Below are 16359 nucleotides of genomic sequence, written 5' to 3' on the forward strand. Positions count from 1 at the left end.
CAACGCGCGTTTTCGGCCTGAACGGCTTGTGACGCGTTGAAATCGGCATCCGCCTTTCTTCGCGGGGGGTCATTTCGGAGGGAGAACACGATCCCGAACGAGGAGGAACGTTCTCTCCACGCAGAACCACAGCACGGTCGCGGCCGCGAAACTGGTCGCCAGGTAGACCGCGAAGCCGAGACCGTCCTGAAGGTTCTCTTCCCCAAAGATAAGCCCATCGATGTGGAAGACCGACTTGTGAGTCAGATAGAGGCTATAGGACAAGGTGGCGACGGTCGCAGCACCCGGAATCGGCCACCGTTTCAGAACATGCTCCAAGTCGAGCATAGCGCCGAGGATCAGAGCGATTCCGATCGAGATGAGCGGGAACTCGGCGACTGCACCGAATTGCGCCTGAAAGACGAGGAAGAGATTCGTTTCCGCAAGCGGACCGCGGATCGAGAACAGCACAAGTGCTGCGACGATCAAGACGACGCCGATCGGAAACGCAATTCGCGGAGGCGCGTAGCGCTTGCAGAGTTCCGGTTTGAAAAATCTCGCCGCGGCAAGGATCACGCCGAACATGAGGCCGTCCAGGCGGGTGTAAGTCGGGTAGTACACGTCCCTGAGATATACTGCGAAGGCATCCCTCAGCTTGTCGGCTGCGACGAGGACGCCGACCTGGCTTTCCCAGATCGTGTATCGGAGGATCATCCCCCCGACCACCATCGCCCCTGCGATCAGAAGCGCCCAACCCATGCTGATTTGACGATACAGGAGCAACACGAGGAGCGGCAGAACCAGATAGAAATGCTCCTCGACACAAAGCGACCATGCCTGTGAAAAGGCTCGGCCGACGCGAGGGTCGAAGTCGAAATTCACGGTGAAGGTCGCGAAACTCCAGACCGCTTGCATCGTCGGAGCGTCCCGAATAACGGGGAAGATGGCATAAAGGCCGAGAACAACGAAAAACGCCGGGAAGATACGGAAGGCGCGGCGGAGATAGAAGGATTTCAGGTCTACGCGTCCCGTCCGCGAGACTTCTTTGAAGAGTTGAGTTCCAATCAGGAAACCGCTCAGTACGAAGAAGACATCGACGCCCAGCCACGCATAGGTACGGACGCCGACCAGAAAGGGCGGGGTCGCCTCGACGGGGAGATGCACGAGCATGACGAGCAGGATCGCCAATGACCGAAGAACATCAGGACCAACCGCCCTGGATTGAACCTTCTCCATGATTCCAGCCGCGAGACTTTGTGCTGTTGGGAAGTACGCAGAATTTGAAGCGGCAGTAGTGTTCACTGTGACGTTCCGCGGCTGAACCAGAAGGGATTTGGACACGCCTAAGTAGGTGCCAGGAACAGTTGTAGATGACTTATTTCAGATCGAAATAGGCCGTTTCAGATCGACAAAATTAACTTAAATATTTCGTAAACTCTGAGGTGTTGCAAAACTCCCGATAGAACGTCGGACCATGGGACCGGATGCTAAGATGGCGGAGACAAAGAGATGGCCGAGGGAAACGACTATCCTGGCATGCCGCGCTGGGTGAAAACCTCCGGGATCGTTGCCGCGGTGCTGATATTGCTGGCGGCGATGATCGTCGTCTTCGATATCGGCGGTCCCCACGGCCCAGGCCGCCACATGTCGCCCGACAGCGAAATGCCGCCAGCAGGTGACCGTCCATGACGATGTCTCCTGCCCTGCGGAAGTTCACTCTCGTGGTGCATGTCATCTCATCCGTCAGTTCGCTCGGTGCGGTGGCGTGCTTCCTTGCGCTGGGGCTCGTCAGCATCGGCAGCGCGGATGCCCAGACAGCAGGAAGCCTTTATGTGGCGATGGACGCCATTGCGCGGCTCGTCATACTTCCTATGGTTTTGACATCGCTCATCACAGGACTCGTCCAGGCACTCGGAACAGTCTGGGGCCTGCTCCGCCACTACTGGGTGCTTGCGAAATTCCTACTGACGGTGCTGACCGCCGTCGTCCTGCTGCTGCAGTTGGACCTGATAGGCTATGTCGCGGCAGCGGCAGCGACGGGACTGGCGGAAGCCGATCTTCTCGGTCTGAGAAGGTCACTCGTGGTTCACGCCGCTGGCGGCACAGTCGTGCTGATCACGACGACGGCGCTTTCGATCTACAAGCCGCGCGGGCTGACACGCTACGGTTGGCGCAAACAGCAAAGACAACTCGCCAATCGACCTTAACTCCTAATACCTCGGCTACTCGGGCCGCACCCGAAATTGGGCATGGCAGGAGGTGCAGGTCTGAAGCATCAGATGAAACGCATGCTCCGCCGGCATTGACCTGACATCCCGATCCGGCTGCGCTTTCCTGGCAAGCGGTCCGCCCATCATCGCCTCTCCAGCTTGCATGCGCATCTGAGGGCTGAGAACATGCAAATTGCGCTCTGCCGCCGCCGCGAGCGCCGAAGCATAGACGGCAAGTTCGGCGGCCAGTTTGTCGAACTTCTGCCGTTCGGCTCCGATATTGACGCTGGCCTTCGAACCGGATGCAGCGATAGACCCGTCGAATTGCGATGATAGCTTCTCTCCGGAATGAGACCCGATTGTTTCAGCGGCGGCCTTGAACGCCTTCGCGTCGTATGGAGACGATCCCTTGAACATGGCGTCGATGGTCTTGGCTGCATTCGCCATCGCTTTCATGTCTTGCTGTCTTTGCTGCACGATGTCGCGCGGCTGAGACTCAGGTGTCGCCGCTGCGGGGATCGCCGCCACGGCCGCCCCTGCGAGGACGAGCCTGAACGTCATCGCCGCCTTTGGCCCCATTCAGCTATCCCCTTCCACTAATTAATCGAACCCCGCGATCGATCATGGTCAACGCGAGCGGCACTGCGCGGCCTCGCTTCAAGCGAGATGATGAGAGATCGGTGGCCGTTTTGGGGCGGTGTCTTGTTGCGATCGTCGGGCCAGGTCCTTCCTGGATGAGCGTCTCCAAGCCGCGATCAACGCTCACCCTGTTATAGGCTAACCACCCAGCACCGACTGAGTCCCCAGCGTGGCTGCGGTGAGGACGAGATACCGTCCGGCCTTTGCGACCGTCACCAGCAGCAAGAAAGACCAGAGGGGCTCCCGCAACACCCCGGCAAGCACCGTGAGGGCGTCCCCGAACAGCGGCATCCAGGAGAGAAGCAGCGACCAGCGGCCATAGCGCCGATACCATCCGCTAGCGTTGTTTAGGGAGGACGGCTTAACCGGGAACCAGGACCGGTCATGGAAACGGTCGATGAAACGGGCGAGAACCCAATTGAAGACTGCGCCTAGTACGTTGCCGATAGTGGCAACAACAAGGAGCCATGCGGTCGAAAATTTGCCGGATACAAGGAGGCCAACAAGCAAGGGCTCAGATTGGAATGGCAACACCGTCGCCGCGCCGAAGGCGACCAAGAACAATCCAAGATACGCAGCGAGGCTCGTCATCGGGTCTCATAAAGTGACAAGAACGATCGAGTCGTCGTCGTTCTGGTTTCGAAAACTTTCTCGCTTGACCTTACCATCGTTGGAACCAATACACTTTCAATCAGCATCGCAAGACGATCAGCCGATTTGCTGCAGTGCCACATAATAGACGCGAATACGAACGACGATAGAAGCTGACAACTGAACGGGCCGATGGTAGTCCTCGGGGCATGGGTATGGTTCGAATCACATTGCAAAAGATGTTGGTTCTGCTCCGCTTGGCGATTGTCATGTCGCTGACGGTTTACTCATTGCCGACGGCGGCTGCGGCCATGCATGGCACTTGGTCCAATCCGGAAATCGCGCAGTCCGACAATCATCATCATGAGGTGGCGAGCGGCGGACATACAGACGGCGACCAGAAATCTTCCCCAGACGGTACGCAGAAGCTTGCGAAGACCGACTGCTGCAAGGGATTCTGCATCAGCATGGCGATTGTTGCGGAAACCGACCCTGTTGGTGGACCGCGGGTAGCCTCCATCCGCGAGTTCATCGACGACGCCCGGACCACGGGCGAGCTTCCGCTTCTGCACCGACCCCCGAACATCTGAATAGGACACACCCGTTCTTCACACGGGTCTCAGGAGTGTTCGCGAGTAAGTTGCTCTCGAGCGCCACAGCAATTCCTATTCGGATAACACCATGAAACTATCGTTCTTCGTGGCTGCCCTGCCGCTTTTCGCAAGCGGATGCGCCGCCACATTGCCTCCCGATGTCATTGCTTCGGGCGATCTTGCCGCCTCCCAGGCAGGAGTCCGCCCCCTCAGATATACGAGCCCGGTCTCGGGCTACACCCACCGTGTCCCGGTCGATCCCAAACCGTGGCGCGACCAGAATGACGCGCAGTCTCCGGAAGGAGGCGCGTCATGATCAGAAACAACTTGAAACTGACTGCAGTGCTCGGCCTTCCGCTGATGCTCGGCGGCTGTGTCTCGACCCCCGAGTATGCGGCGAACAATGCTGGGTTCGCCTCTGTCGAGGCGAACATGGCCGAGGCCACCGGCAAGCAGACCGTCTGGGTGCAGAACCAGCAGCAAGCCCGCGCCGTCTCCGACCGGGTGAAGACGCTGATGGCGAAGAAGACCGTCGACGTCGAAACCGCCGTGCAGGTGGCGCTGCTGAACAACAAGGGGCTGCAGGCCGCCTATGCCGATCTCGGCGACTCCGCCGCCGACGCCTGGCAGTCGACACTGTTCGTCAATCCGACCGTCGCCGTCGGGCTGACGGGCATCGGCACGCCAGGACTCGAAGCGTTCAAGACGGTCGAAGGCATGATCGCCAACAACATCCTGGCGCTCGCCACCCGTGAACGCGACATCGCCATCGCCGACACCCGCTTCCGTCAGGCGCAGTTGAACGCGGCACTGCGGACCCTGCAGCTTGCCGCGGACACGCGTCGCGCCTGGATCAACGCCGTCGCCGCCTGGGAAACGGTCGGCCAGCTTAACCAGGCGCAGGCCGCGGCGGATGCGGCCTCCGAACTCGCCCAGAAGCTCGGCGAATCCGGAGCGATGGCGAAGGGGTCCCAAGCCCGCGAGCACGTCTTCTACGCGGAGCTGGCGGGACAGTCGGCAAAGGCCCGCCTGGAGGCGCGGCTCGCCAAGGAAGAGCTGACGCGGCTGATGGGGCTCTGGGGCTCTGGCATCGACTACCAGGTTCCGAACCGCTTGCCCTCCTTGCCGAAGGGTCTGATGAAGCGCGACCTGATCGAGGCGGAGGCGTTGCAGCGGCGCGTCGACCTGCAGATAGCGAAGCTCGACCTCGAGGCGACGGCCAAATCCTACAGGCTGACCGAAGCGACCCGCTACGTGACCGATCTCGAACTCTTGACCGGCTTCGAGACCGAACGGGAGAAGGAGGACGGCAATGTCGAAACCGAGACGACCGGCCAGGCCGAACTGGAGTTCGTCATCCCGATCTTCGACAGCGGCAAGGCCCGGATGCGCAAGGCGGAACTCGCCTATATGCGGTCGGCGAACCTGCTCGCCGAGAAGGCCGTCAACGTCCGCTCCGAGGCCCGCTCCGCCTACCAGGCGTACCGCGCCAACTACGACATCGCCCGGCACTACCGCAACAGCGTCGTGCCGCTGCGCACGAAAATCGAGGAGGAGTCCCTCCTCACCTACAATGCGATGATCACCAACACCTTCGAACTGCTCGCTGACAGCCGCGAGAAGGTCAATGCGAACCTGCTTGCCGTCAACGCCAAGCGCGACTTCTGGCTGGCCGAGGCCAATCTCGCCCCCGCCATCTACGGCGGCGCGGGTGCGGACGCTGGCGGAACGGAAGTTGCGGCTGCCGCCGAAAGCGGCGGCGGCGGACACTGAGGAAAGGAACAGACAATGTTCAACAGAAGACAGTTACTCGGCGCGAGTGCCGCGCTGGTGTCGACCGCCGCCTGGGCGAAGACCTCCAACATGGGACTGCCGGAGGCCGCGGTGATGGAGACGGCGCAGACGCAGCCGCCGCTAAAGCCCACCTCCGGCCCCGACTACAACCCGGTCGTCACGCTCAATGGCTGGACGCTCCCCTACCGGATGAACAACGGCGTCAAGGAATTCCACCTCGTCGCCGAACCGGTCGAGCGCGAGATGGCCGAAGGCATGACCGCCTATCTGTGGGGCTATAACGGCCAGTCGCCGGGCCCGACCATCGAGGCGGTCGAAGGCGACCGGGTGCGCATCTTCGTCACCAACAAGCTGCCGGAGCACACGACCATCCATTGGCACGGCATGATCCTGCCGTCCGGCATGGACGGCGTCGGCGGCCTGACGCAGCCGCATATCCCGGTCGGCAAGACCTTCGTCTACGAGTTCGACCTCGTGAAGTCGGGCACCTTCATGTACCACCCGCATTCTGACGAGATGGTGCAGATGGCGATGGGCATGATGGGCATGTTCATCATCCATCCCAAGAACCCGCAATTCATGCCGGTCGACCGCGACTTCGTCTTCCTGCTCAACGCCTACGACATCGATCCCGGCTCCTATGTGCCGCGGATCATGGAGATGACCGATTTCAACATGTGGTGCTGGAACAGCCGCGTGTTTCCAGACATCAGCCCCCTCGTCGTCTCCAAGAACGACCGGGTGCGGGTGCGGGTCGGCAATCTGACGATGACCAACCATCCGATCCACATGCACGGCTACGACTTCGAGGTCACCTGCACCGACGGTGGCTGGGTGCGGCCGGAGGCCCGCTGGCCGGAGGTCAGCATCGACATCCCCGTCGGGGCGATGCGGGCATACGAGTTCGACGCCAAGTACGAGGGCGACTGGGCGATTCATTGCCACAAGTCGCACCACACGATGAACGCCATGGGGCACGACATCCCGACGTTTATCGGCGTCGACAAATCGAAGGTCGCCGAGAAGATCAAGAAGATCCAGCCGGAATACATGCCGATGGGCACCAAAGGCATGGCCGACATGGGCGAGATGGAGATGGAAATCCCCGAAAACACCATCCCGATGATGACCGGCTGGGGTCCGCACGGGCCTATCGAGATGGGCGGCATGTTCTCGGTCGTCAAGGTGCGCGAGGGCATCTCGGCGGGCGACTACGCCGATCCCGGCTGGTACGAAAATCCGCCCGGAACCCAGGCCTGGGAATGGACGGGCGAGCTTCCCGACTGGACCAAGGCCAAGGACGCCAAGACCCGGATCACGCCGACGCATTCAAACCACGGCTGATCCCGCATGCCGATGTTCAACCAACTCAAGGACCACACCATGAAAGCTCGAATCTTTGGACTTCTCGTCGCCGCGCTCGCCACCCCGGCGCTCGCCGGTGGCAATCACGCAGGCGGCCACGGCGAGGCCGTGGCCGTCGGCGAACCCGGCAAAAGAGCCAACGCCACTCAGACGATCCAGGTCACAATGAAGGAGACGGACGACGGCAAGATGATCTTCACCCCGTCGACCTTCAAGGTTCGCAAGGGGCAGACCGTCCGCTTCGCGATCAAGAACGCTGGCGAGCTCGACCACGAGTTCGTGCTCGACCAGGAGGACAAGATCATGGAGCACAAGGCGGTGATGGAGAAGTTCCCGGAGATGGAGCACGACGATCCGAACGCGATCCGACTCGCCGCCGGAGAGTCCGGCGAGATCATCTGGAAGTTCACGAACGACGGCACGTTCAAAATCGCCTGCCTCGTGCCCGGCCACTACGACGCGGGCATGCACGGCGACGTCACCGTTGCCAAGAAGTGATCATCGATAGGAGTCCAACATGAAAAGCATCATCAAGCTCACGCTCGCCTCTGCGCTGGCCCTCGGAACAGCCTATGGCGCTCTCGCGCAGGAGTTCACAAAGGGCACCGTCAAGAAGGTCGACGCCAAGGCGAAGAAGGTCACGCTGATCCACGAGGAGCTGAAGAGCCTCGATATGCCCGCGATGACAATGGTGTTCCGCGTCCAGGACGACGCGATCCTGGAGAAGCTGAAGGAAGGTGCGAACGTTGAGTTCGTCGCCGAGCGCGTCAACGGCAAGCTGACCGTGACTGAGGTCAAGTAAGGAAACAAGGGGACGCGGTCGGCAGTTGACCGCGTCCCTCCCCTCGCTTCATCCGATAACTGGACAAGCATCTCCCTCCTCCACGCGGTAGGACATGACGTCTTCGCTTCACCCACAATGGGACTTCGCAAGGGAATTCCGCTCGATCATCTTGCGGTTCGTCGCCTTCGCGATCCTGGTCGCCAACTTTCTACTCGGCGGCAATGAAGGGGCGGAAGGCACGCACTCTATGGTCGTCGTCGGCTATTTGGTCATCAGCGTCGCTTCTGTGGCGACGGCGCGATACGTTCCTGGGTGCTCCTGGCTCAAGACGCTCTTCGTCGTACTCGATGCGCTGCTCGTCACCTTGATCCTTTACGCGCATATCCTTGCTGGCCCGGTCACCGCGAACCACAACCTGACTACCACCAGCCTGGTCGTCGCCTTTATCCTGCTCAACCACGCGGGACTCCAGCTCGAGCGCCGCCTCGTCCTCGTCTTTTCCGGCATCGTCCTCATCGCCTGGGTGGCCATGCTGGCGATCACGGCAGTCAGGCACCATACCGCGGACGCGATGTCGCTGCTCGCGTCCTTCTTCAATCAGGACCTCGGCCTGACGGTCAGCTTCGGCTTTACCGCCTTCGCCATCTACCTACTTGCGAGGGATCACGACCGGACGCGCAAGGAGGCCCTCAAGGCGGACCAGAGACGGCACAATCTCTCGCGGTTCTTCTCGCCGCTGATCGTCTCGGAGCTTCAGGAACGGGGCCAAGCTCTCGGGCTGGAGCGCCGCAATGCGGCGATCATGTTCGTGGACCTGCGCGAGTTCACGAGTTTTGCTGAAACCGCCACTGCCCGCGAGCTGGCCTTCGTGCTGGCAGAGTATCGTCAACTCGTTTCCCAGACGATCTTCGACCATGGCGGGACGGTCGACAAATTCATCGGCGACGGGGTCATGGCCGTGTTCGGACAGCCACGGCCCACGGAAAACGATGCGGACCGGGCGCTCGCATGTGCGCTCGATCTGGTCGATGCACTGAACGACTGGAGGCATCACAGCGTCCGGAACGGTTATCCTGTTCTCGATGCTGCAATTGGGCTGCACTATGGCACGGTGGTCGGCGGCGTTCTGGACAGCGGCTGCCACAGCGAGTTCACGGTCATCGGCGACGCGGTGAACGTGGCGCAACGGCTGGAGACCCTGGCTAAGACGCTAGACGCTCCGCTTGTGATCTCGTCCGAGCTGGTCGCACGGCTGCAAAGCCCGGTTCCGGCCGCCGCATGGGTACCCCTGAGGTCAGCAGCCCTGCAAGGGCGGCGGCTCCCTGTAGATGTCTGGTATCTGTGTCGGGAACCCGGTGCAGCGGGTACCAGCGATCAGAACTACGACACCGGAGTCCTGCAAACAGCTCTCCAGAGATCGTCCTTCCAGTCGGTCCCGCCATCGTTTGACGTTGAAATCGGATAATCGACGCCCCTCACCGCGACCGCTTCCGGCGGATTGCATCGGACCGATGCCTTGTGTTTGCCGGGGTCACTGTAAGCCGAGGCTCCGGCGGCGCCCGTTTGCGAGAGCGAGATGAACACATCAAAGTCGTACCGCACGCTTGCCGCAGCTTGGTTTCCGACGAGACTCAGGCTGACAACAGTGTGGTCGGGGAAGCGGGCCGTGTGAAAGATCACGGGTTCGGTAGCGGCCGCAGACGTTAGTAACGATGTTCCGATCATAAGGGCTGACAAAGCAGTACGCATTCACCCCTCCCGTGGTTCATGCGACGTCCAACTATACCACGACCACGCCCCGCCGCGTCGGTGAATTTGTTTAGTCGAGAAAACAGACGCTTAGGGTCCTGGAGGCAGCGCGAGAGAGTTATCGCTTATGCGTGGTTCGTGAGTTTAAGCTATAACTCGGCGTGCACTCGCAAAGCTGTGAGAAAGCGGTGTCTTGCCACCGGGCTAATTGCAGGGAAGCATCGCGACTTGCCCTTGGGGAACTTCTCCAGATTTGCGCTGAAAATAGCCACCCAGAGCCCCTGTGCCGCAGGCGTTTGCGGGAGCAGTCATCAACAGCGAGCGGACTGATCCTGAACCTGCAGCCGGAACGCGGGACTGGGTACCTCTCCGATCATCAAGGGCCTTGTGCGGGGCTTGTCTATTCCCAATTTACATTGAGTGCAGTGGCCGTTTGATGCGTTTATCTTCGCGAACGATCAGGACGTTAGCTTCAGAATGACCGCTTCCGCGACGATGTCGACGTTCCGAACCCTGGTGAGTACTTCCGCTGTCCACCCGTCCGAGCCCTTTGAGGAGCTCAGTTCCTCAATTCAGAGAGCCGGACAAACTCAAGGAAGCGAGGATTTGCCGGGTGCGATCTCGAAAGGTTGCGGCTGCACTAACGCAGGCAATCGAGCAGTGCTTTGGCATCGACAAGGTCGCCCGTATCAAAGCCTTCGGTAAACCAAGCATAGATGGGACCAAGAAGGTCTCGAGCCTCGTCGTTGCGCCCCTGGTCGAGGTACAGGCTGGCCAGGCTGGTCGCAGCTCTCAACTCCGTCGATCTCGCACCCTCCGCGCGGGCCATCGTCAGCGACTTTCGAAACCACCTCTCAGCAGCGCCGCCAGCCGGTTCCAGGCGCGACAACAGTTCGCCCTTGGTGCGCAGCAGCTCGGGCACCTGATATTTCGAGCGGGACCTGGCGGTGATGCCGAACGCCTTCTCCAGTACGGTCAACCCCTCGCTCGCCTCGCCGAACTGCCCATGCGATTGCGCCAGGACACAAAGACAGAAACTCATGCCCATGTCCGCGCCGGTGGCCTCAACGGCCGCAACCGCTTCGCGCATTTCCCGGATACCCTCCTCGAATTCCCCTTGTTGGGCAAGCGCCCAGCCAATGTTGAACCGGGCTGCGCCGGCCATCAGCAGCAGGTCGAACTTGGTGGAAACCGCGAGCTGCTGCCGCGCCGTTTCCTGGGCTGCCTCGGGTTCACGGCGCACGAGGTGGACATTGGCCAAGTTGTTCAGCGCGGTGGCCATGCTAACGGAATGGGATACGCGCCTGGCCAGCGCCAACGCCTCTCGGACACGCTTAAGAGCCTGGTCGGGAAAACCGCGAATCCAGAGCATCTGCGCAGAGAAATTCCTGCAACAGACACCAGGGTCGTGACCCGTATAAATATAGGTCAGGCGATGATCCCGACCACGTTCGTAGGTCGCGATTCCCCAGCTTGCGTGCTTCTCGGCAGCTTGATAGTCCCCGAGGAAGAATTTGCTCGCCCACAACTGATGATGCGCCTCGAGGAGAAGACTTAAATCGTTCGCGGACTGAGCGATCCCCAGACATTGACGGCCGAGGTCGTCTGCCTCTCGCAAGTGACCCGATATCAGATGGTATGAAGCTTCTCCGCGTACCGCAATGAAGAGCTCATTGCTGTCGCCCAGTTTCTCGCAAAGCTTGCGTGCCGATGAGAAGGCGCGGAGAACCTCCGGAGCGCCCCAGCCTTTGACAGCCATCGCCGCCACTCCCATGGCGTTCTGCAAATGAATCTCGCGCCTTAATCTGACCTCGTCGCTGGGAAGGGAGGCGACCACTTGCAATCCCCTGCCGATGTGGGCCAACGCTTCGACGTTCGCCGACCGCTTCAGCGCCTGCTGCCCTGCCTTTAGCCAGTATTCCCCGGCCTGATCAGCAAGCCCGGCGGTGGTATAGTGGTGCGCGAGCATCTCGGGCTCCGTCTCGGCAACTTCCGGAAACTGCGCCTCGAGCGTCGACGCAATGACCGCGTGGATCTGTTGCCGCCGGCTCTTCAGCAGACTCTGATACGCCGCGTCCTGCACAAGCGCGTGCTTGAACGCGTAGGTGGCCTCCGGCGCGACGCCGTCTCGCCACACGAGTTCAGATTGTTCGAGTTGAGAAGATCAGCCCGCAGCCCCGCTTCATCAGTTCCGACGACTCCGGTGATCAGCCGGTGGTGGAAGACGCGCCCGATGCACGCACCGATCTGAGCCACATTCTTGGCCGAGGAGAGCCTGTCGAGGCGGGCCATCAGTGAATCCTGCAGCGTCGACGGAATCGAGAGCGAGGGTAGCGGACCGTTCAATCGGTAGCAATCGCCAGCGTCGACAAGCAGGTCAGACTCAAGGACAGCTTTGGTCAGTTCTTCGACAAACAGTGGGATGCCCTCCGTGCGAGCCAAAATCTGGTTCTCGACATCGGACGGCAGGGCCTTGCCTCCGGCCACCCGGTCTATGATCGCTGCTCCCTGATCGCGCCCAAGACGGCCAAGCGAGATCACCGTCACGTGTGGCAGTCCCTGCCAAGGCGGCTGGAATTCCGGACGAAAGGTGACGATCAGAAGCACAGCCAGGTCGTGCAGGCGCTCGATGAGCATGTCGAGCCATTCGGCTGTGGTCGGATCGATCCAGTGCGCATCCTCCACCACCATCACAACGGGCTGGGACTTCATGATCCTTTCAAGCTGTTGAACGAGAACGTTAAGCGTGCGAGCTTTCTGCGCCTGCGGCGTCAGCTTCATAGGCGCATATCGCCCGGTGACGTCGATCGACAACAGAGCTGCGAGAAGCGAGCCTGCTTCAGTTGTGTCCGAGGTCGATTGCAGCATCGATGCTTCGAGCTTGTCGAGCTTCGCGCTCGTGCTGTCGCTCCGTTCAAGTCCGGCAGCGCGCTCAAGCTGCTTGATCACCGGGTAAAGTGCGCTGTTCACGTGGTAGGGGGAACAGAAATAGCGCAACCGTTCGTGCTGCTCCGTGCTCAATCTCTCTTCCAACGCAGCAACCAGCCGCGACTTGCCGATGCCCGGTTCACCCGACACCATTGCCGCCTGGCCTTTTCCTGTCCGAGCCTGCTGCCAGCGTTGAAGCAGAAGGTCGAGCTCCTCGGACCGCCCCAGGAGCGGCGTCGCGATGCCGTGCAGCGCATCGAACCGGCCCTCCGCATCGGACTCGCCGATGACGCGCCATGCGGGAACGGGAGCTTCAAAGCCCCTAAGCTGCTTGGGACCAAGATCAATCATTTCAAACAACCCGGCGACCAGTCGGTGCGTGCCGCCGGCGATCAGAACTGTGTTTGGCTCGGCCAGGGCCTGCAAACGTGCCGCGAGGTTGGGCGTTTCGCCAACGACCGCCTCTTCCTGGGCGGATCCCTCGCCGATCAGATCGCCGACCACGACCAGACCGGTGGCAATGCCGATACGGGCTGCAAGGGGTGTGCCGAGCGGCGTGGTCAGGTTCGCGGTCGCCGTCGCTGCTGAAAGGCTCGCTCGCACTGCCCGCTCTGCGTCGTCCTCATGTGCCGTTGGCCAACCGAAATAGGCGAGCACGCCGTCGCCCATCAGCTTGGCGACGTAGCCCTCATACCGTGCAATTTCCGTGGACACCGCGCCTTGGTAGGCACGGAAGACGTCGCGCATTTCCTCAGGATCGAGCCGCTGTGACAGCCTGGTCGAGCCCACGAGGTCGATGAACACCACGGTCAACTGCCGCCGCTCGGCTTCGCGTTCAGACAGCGGTAGCGGTGGGGCGGACCCGGAGACCATCGACGGTATGCTCTCGTCCACCAGCGCGGCGATCGCCGCCAGAATCTTGCGGCGCGGGCCGACCGGTAACCCCAACTCCTTCAGGTCGTCTTCACTGAGATGACGAAGCGCGTCGAAATCAACGTCGTTGGCGCTGAAGGCCTCTGTGTACTTGGCTAGCCCAAGGCGGGACAGCCAAGAGGCAATGTCTGACATGACCACTACCTCGCCGTAGGCAATTATACCATGGCCGTTCCGCGTCAATAAGCACTCTGGGGTTAGCAACGGCTGCGTCGCCCAGAGGTCCGCGGATAGCGGCACATGCGCCATGGACGGCACGCAAGTCTCGCTTCGGCCCGTTGAGGTCATCGGGAACAGGTGCAGGAATGGCTTGATTCAGCTTAATTGCAGCCAATCGGTTCATCCCAAAAAAGCCTCCTGTCCCGGTAGTTCCGATCACCTGTTCCTAACCGGCAGTCCTGTATCCAGATCGTGTCGAAGCAGAGAAGTAGAGAACGCACTCCTCTCTCTATCACACAAAGCCCTTGGCACCGTTCGCAGTGCAATCGCATCGACTGCAGGTCGTGGATAAAAGCGTGCGGTCAGGGGATACGGTGTGCACCAAGGTCGCGCCGGCAGAGCTTGATGCTGAGCGCGACCGAAGCGAGAGCAAAGCCGAGCAGGCTGACACCGCTCCAGGAGCCGTAGGTCCACGCAGCGACGGCAAGCGCCGATCCAGCCGCGCCACCAAGAAACATGCTCGTCATGAAGATGGTGTTGATGCGGCTGCGGGCCTGCGAATCGAGAGCGTAAATAATGTGCTGATTGGAGATCAAGGCGATCTGGATGCCGACATCGAGGACAATGACGCCAATGAGAAGTCCAGGTATCGAGGCCCAAAAGCCGAGCACTCCCCACGCCAACAGTGTCAGCGCGGCTCCCAGCCCAACCACCGACTGGGGGCCACGTCGGTCGGCTATCCTCCCGGCCAGAGGCGCGGCAAGCACACCGACTGCACCAACAATACCGAACAGGCCGGCGGCATCTGCGCCGAGATTAAACCGCGGCGTTGCGAGGTAAAGGGCGAGAATGGTCCAGAAGGAGGTGAAGGATGCAAAAAGCACCGCCTGCACGATCGAAGCCGCCCGCAAATCAGGATGGCGCCGCCATAGGTGGGCCAGCGATCGAAGCGCCGTGCCGTAGGACAGGCCGGAAACCGGAGTGAGGTTCGGCAGAGCTATATACATCATGGCTGCGCCGACAAGCGCGAGCGGTGCGCTTATCCAGAACATGTCGCGCCAGCCGAAATGCTCACCAACGAAACCGGACACCGTACGGCTGAGCAGAATGCCGGAAAGGACGCCGGCCATGACCGTGCCGATCGCGCCGCCGCGCCGCTCGGGCGAGGCAAGCGCCGCAGTGACGGGGACGATCTGTTGTGCAACGACGGCGCTTGCCCCGAGGAGTACCGAGGCAGCGACGAGGAGCCCGGCCGTAGGCGCGACAGCCGCCAGAACGGAGGCGACCGCTAGAGCAAAGAACTGCCCGATGATCAGCCGCCGCCGGTGAACAATATCCCCAAGCGGCAAAAGCAGAAACAGGCCCAAGGCATAGCCGAGCTGGGTGACGGTCGGAACGACGGCGGTCGCGGATTGGCCCGAAAACTCGGCTTCGATCAGGCCGAGGATCGGCTGATTGTAGTAGATGTTCGCGACGGCAATGCCGCTGGCGACGGCCATAGCGTAGAGGTTAAGGCGGCCGAGTTCGGATCGAGAGCCGAGAAGCTTCTCATTGAACACGTTCATGGTTGATGCTCTTTCCCGCTGATTAAACTGTGCTAAACCTAATTTTTTATCGAAGGACGTGTTAGAGACCAGAAGTGTCATGCTGGAATATCGAAAACTGATATAATGGACATCGATGACGTTGCCGTGTTCACCGTAGCGGCGGGAGCCGGAAGCCTTTCGGAGGCTGCCCGCCGCCTTGGGATAACACCGATGATCGCGACTCGGCGGCTCGCTTCGCTGGAGCGTTCGCTTGGCGTCAGGCTCATGCATCGGACGACACGATCGCTGTCGCTCACACCCGAAGGAGAGAGTTTCCTCCCCTATGCGCAGGCTCTGGTCGAAACGGAGCAGCAAGCGCGCGCTCTGCTCCGAGGAGATGACGAGGGTGCGGCGGGGCTTCTGCGAGTATCGGCCCCTGTGGCGTTTTCGATCAAGGTGATCGCCCCCCTTGTTCCCCCACTTCTGGACACCAATCCGGAGCTCAGGATCTCGCTCGACATGAGCGACAGCATGCCCGACCTGGTGTCCTCAGGAACGGACCTCGCCATCCGAATTGCGCGGCTGAAGGACAGCAGTCTCATCGCCAAGAAGCTGGCGGACAACCCGCGCTCACTTGTCGCCTCGCCGGCCTATCTTCAACAGCACGGCACGCCGTACAGTGCCGGCGAGCTTGCGCACCACAATTGTCTGCCTCTCTACGGAGTGACGCACTGGACCTTCTTCAAGGCTGGAGTTGAAAGCTCATTGCGACTACAGAGCCGTTTTTCGTCGACGAGTATCGAAGGCTGCCATGCGGCCTGCCTTGCGGGCGCGGGAATAGCACTGCTGTCGGATTGGAACGTTGCCGACGATCTCTCGTCCGGTCGATTGATGCGCGTCAGCTTGGCGGACGCGGAGCCCGAAACGCTCGCAATCTGGGCCGTTTATCCGACGAGCAGGCTCGTTCCTTCCAAAGTTCGCGTCTTCATCGAAGCGCTTGTGGGCGCACTCACGGAGATCAAGGGATCGGGTAGGTGATTCCTTGACTCGGTAACGTTTGCATGGTCGCGAATGCCGAGGCAGCGCTGCTTGGGAGCCGGCGGCGCTGA

Annotated in this window: 16 protein-coding genes; 10 read left to right on the plus strand and 6 right to left on the minus strand. The window is 60.9% G+C overall.

Features of this window, described 5'->3' with window-relative positions:
• Positions 1 to 69: 69 nt before the first annotated feature.
• Positions 70 to 1215, minus strand: a complete 1146-nt coding sequence (locus ILFOPFJJ_RS27675; protein ID WP_246299818.1) for an acyltransferase family protein — start codon at positions 1213 to 1215, stop codon at positions 70 to 72.
• Between the two features lie 273 nt (positions 1216 to 1488).
• Between ILFOPFJJ_RS27675 and ILFOPFJJ_RS27680 the strand changes: the two genes are divergently transcribed.
• Positions 1489 to 1668: a hypothetical protein gene (locus tag ILFOPFJJ_RS27680; RefSeq protein WP_173513762.1), complete on the plus strand. Its 180-nt coding sequence runs from the start codon at positions 1489 to 1491 to the stop codon at positions 1666 to 1668.
• Complete coding sequence (locus ILFOPFJJ_RS27685) at positions 1665 to 2186, plus strand: hypothetical protein (protein ID WP_173513763.1); 522 nt, start codon at positions 1665 to 1667, stop codon at positions 2184 to 2186. The genes ILFOPFJJ_RS27680 and ILFOPFJJ_RS27685 overlap by 4 nt, the downstream gene beginning before the upstream one ends.
• Positions 2187 to 2201: 15 nt before the next feature.
• Here ILFOPFJJ_RS27685 and ILFOPFJJ_RS27690 read toward each other — a convergent pair whose 3' ends face one another.
• Both ILFOPFJJ_RS27690 and ILFOPFJJ_RS27695 read right to left on the minus strand, forming a co-directional pair.
• Positions 2202 to 2768, minus strand: coding sequence for a cytochrome c (locus ILFOPFJJ_RS27690; RefSeq protein ID WP_173513764.1), 567 nt, complete (start codon positions 2766 to 2768; stop codon positions 2202 to 2204).
• A 198-nt stretch (positions 2769 to 2966) separates the two neighbouring features.
• Positions 2967 to 3419, minus strand: coding sequence for a YqaA family protein (locus ILFOPFJJ_RS27695; protein ID WP_173513765.1), 453 nt, complete (start codon positions 3417 to 3419; stop codon positions 2967 to 2969).
• Between the two features lie 209 nt (positions 3420 to 3628).
• Between ILFOPFJJ_RS27695 and ILFOPFJJ_RS27700 the strand changes: the two genes are divergently transcribed.
• The 7 genes from ILFOPFJJ_RS27700 to ILFOPFJJ_RS27730 all read left to right on the plus strand — a co-directional run bounded on the left by ILFOPFJJ_RS27700 (position 3629) and on the right by ILFOPFJJ_RS27730 (position 9420).
• Complete coding sequence (locus ILFOPFJJ_RS27700) at positions 3629 to 4009, plus strand: hypothetical protein (RefSeq protein ID WP_173513766.1); 381 nt, start codon at positions 3629 to 3631, stop codon at positions 4007 to 4009.
• 91 nt (positions 4010 to 4100) lie between these two features.
• Positions 4101 to 4328 (plus strand): hypothetical protein, encoded by a 228-nt coding sequence (locus ILFOPFJJ_RS27705; RefSeq protein WP_173513767.1) that lies wholly within the window; start codon positions 4101 to 4103, stop codon positions 4326 to 4328.
• Positions 4325 to 5785 carry a TolC family protein gene (locus tag ILFOPFJJ_RS27710; RefSeq protein ID WP_173513768.1) on the plus strand — a complete coding sequence of 487 codons (1461 nt, stop codon included), beginning with the start codon at positions 4325 to 4327 and terminating at the stop codon, positions 5783 to 5785. The genes ILFOPFJJ_RS27705 and ILFOPFJJ_RS27710 overlap by 4 nt, the downstream gene beginning before the upstream one ends.
• Before the next feature lie 15 nt (positions 5786 to 5800).
• Positions 5801 to 7150, plus strand: coding sequence for a multicopper oxidase family protein (locus ILFOPFJJ_RS27715; RefSeq protein WP_173513769.1), 1350 nt, complete (start codon positions 5801 to 5803; stop codon positions 7148 to 7150).
• A 39-nt stretch (positions 7151 to 7189) separates the two neighbouring features.
• Positions 7190 to 7669 carry a cupredoxin domain-containing protein gene (locus ILFOPFJJ_RS27720; protein ID WP_246299819.1) on the plus strand — a complete coding sequence of 160 codons (480 nt, stop codon included), beginning with the start codon at positions 7190 to 7192 and terminating at the stop codon, positions 7667 to 7669.
• Positions 7670 to 7688: 19 nt separating this feature from the next.
• Positions 7689 to 7973: a copper-binding protein gene (locus ILFOPFJJ_RS27725; RefSeq protein ID WP_173513771.1), complete on the plus strand. Its 285-nt coding sequence runs from the start codon at positions 7689 to 7691 to the stop codon at positions 7971 to 7973.
• Between the two features lie 94 nt (positions 7974 to 8067).
• Positions 8068 to 9420, plus strand: a complete 1353-nt coding sequence (locus tag ILFOPFJJ_RS27730; protein WP_173513772.1) for an adenylate/guanylate cyclase domain-containing protein — start codon at positions 8068 to 8070, stop codon at positions 9418 to 9420.
• Between the two features lie 924 nt (positions 9421 to 10344).
• Here the strand turns inward: ILFOPFJJ_RS27730 and ILFOPFJJ_RS27735 are convergent.
• From ILFOPFJJ_RS27735 to ILFOPFJJ_RS27745, 3 genes are all read right to left on the minus strand, one after another.
• Positions 10345 to 11787, minus strand: coding sequence for an ATP-binding protein (locus tag ILFOPFJJ_RS27735; RefSeq protein ID WP_210267601.1), 1443 nt, complete (start codon positions 11785 to 11787; stop codon positions 10345 to 10347).
• Entirely contained in the window at positions 11757 to 13814 is a 2058-nt protein-coding gene (locus ILFOPFJJ_RS27740; protein WP_173513774.1) for an adenylate/guanylate cyclase domain-containing protein, read from the minus strand. Before ILFOPFJJ_RS27740 ends, ILFOPFJJ_RS27735 begins: the two co-directional genes overlap by 31 nt.
• A 272-nt stretch (positions 13815 to 14086) precedes the next feature.
• A complete protein-coding gene (locus tag ILFOPFJJ_RS27745; RefSeq protein WP_173513775.1) occupies positions 14087 to 15289 on the minus strand; it encodes an MFS transporter in 1203 nt (400 codons plus the stop codon).
• A gap of 105 nt (positions 15290 to 15394) precedes the next feature.
• Between ILFOPFJJ_RS27745 and ILFOPFJJ_RS27750 the strand changes: the two genes are divergently transcribed.
• Positions 15395 to 16288: a LysR family transcriptional regulator gene (locus ILFOPFJJ_RS27750; protein WP_173513776.1), complete on the plus strand. Its 894-nt coding sequence runs from the start codon at positions 15395 to 15397 to the stop codon at positions 16286 to 16288.
• The last annotated feature ends 71 nt before the right edge of the window (positions 16289 to 16359 follow it).

The organism is Sinorhizobium psoraleae (assembly GCF_013283645.1).
GTDB classification, from domain to species: Bacteria; Pseudomonadota; Alphaproteobacteria; order Rhizobiales; family Rhizobiaceae; genus Sinorhizobium; species Sinorhizobium psoraleae.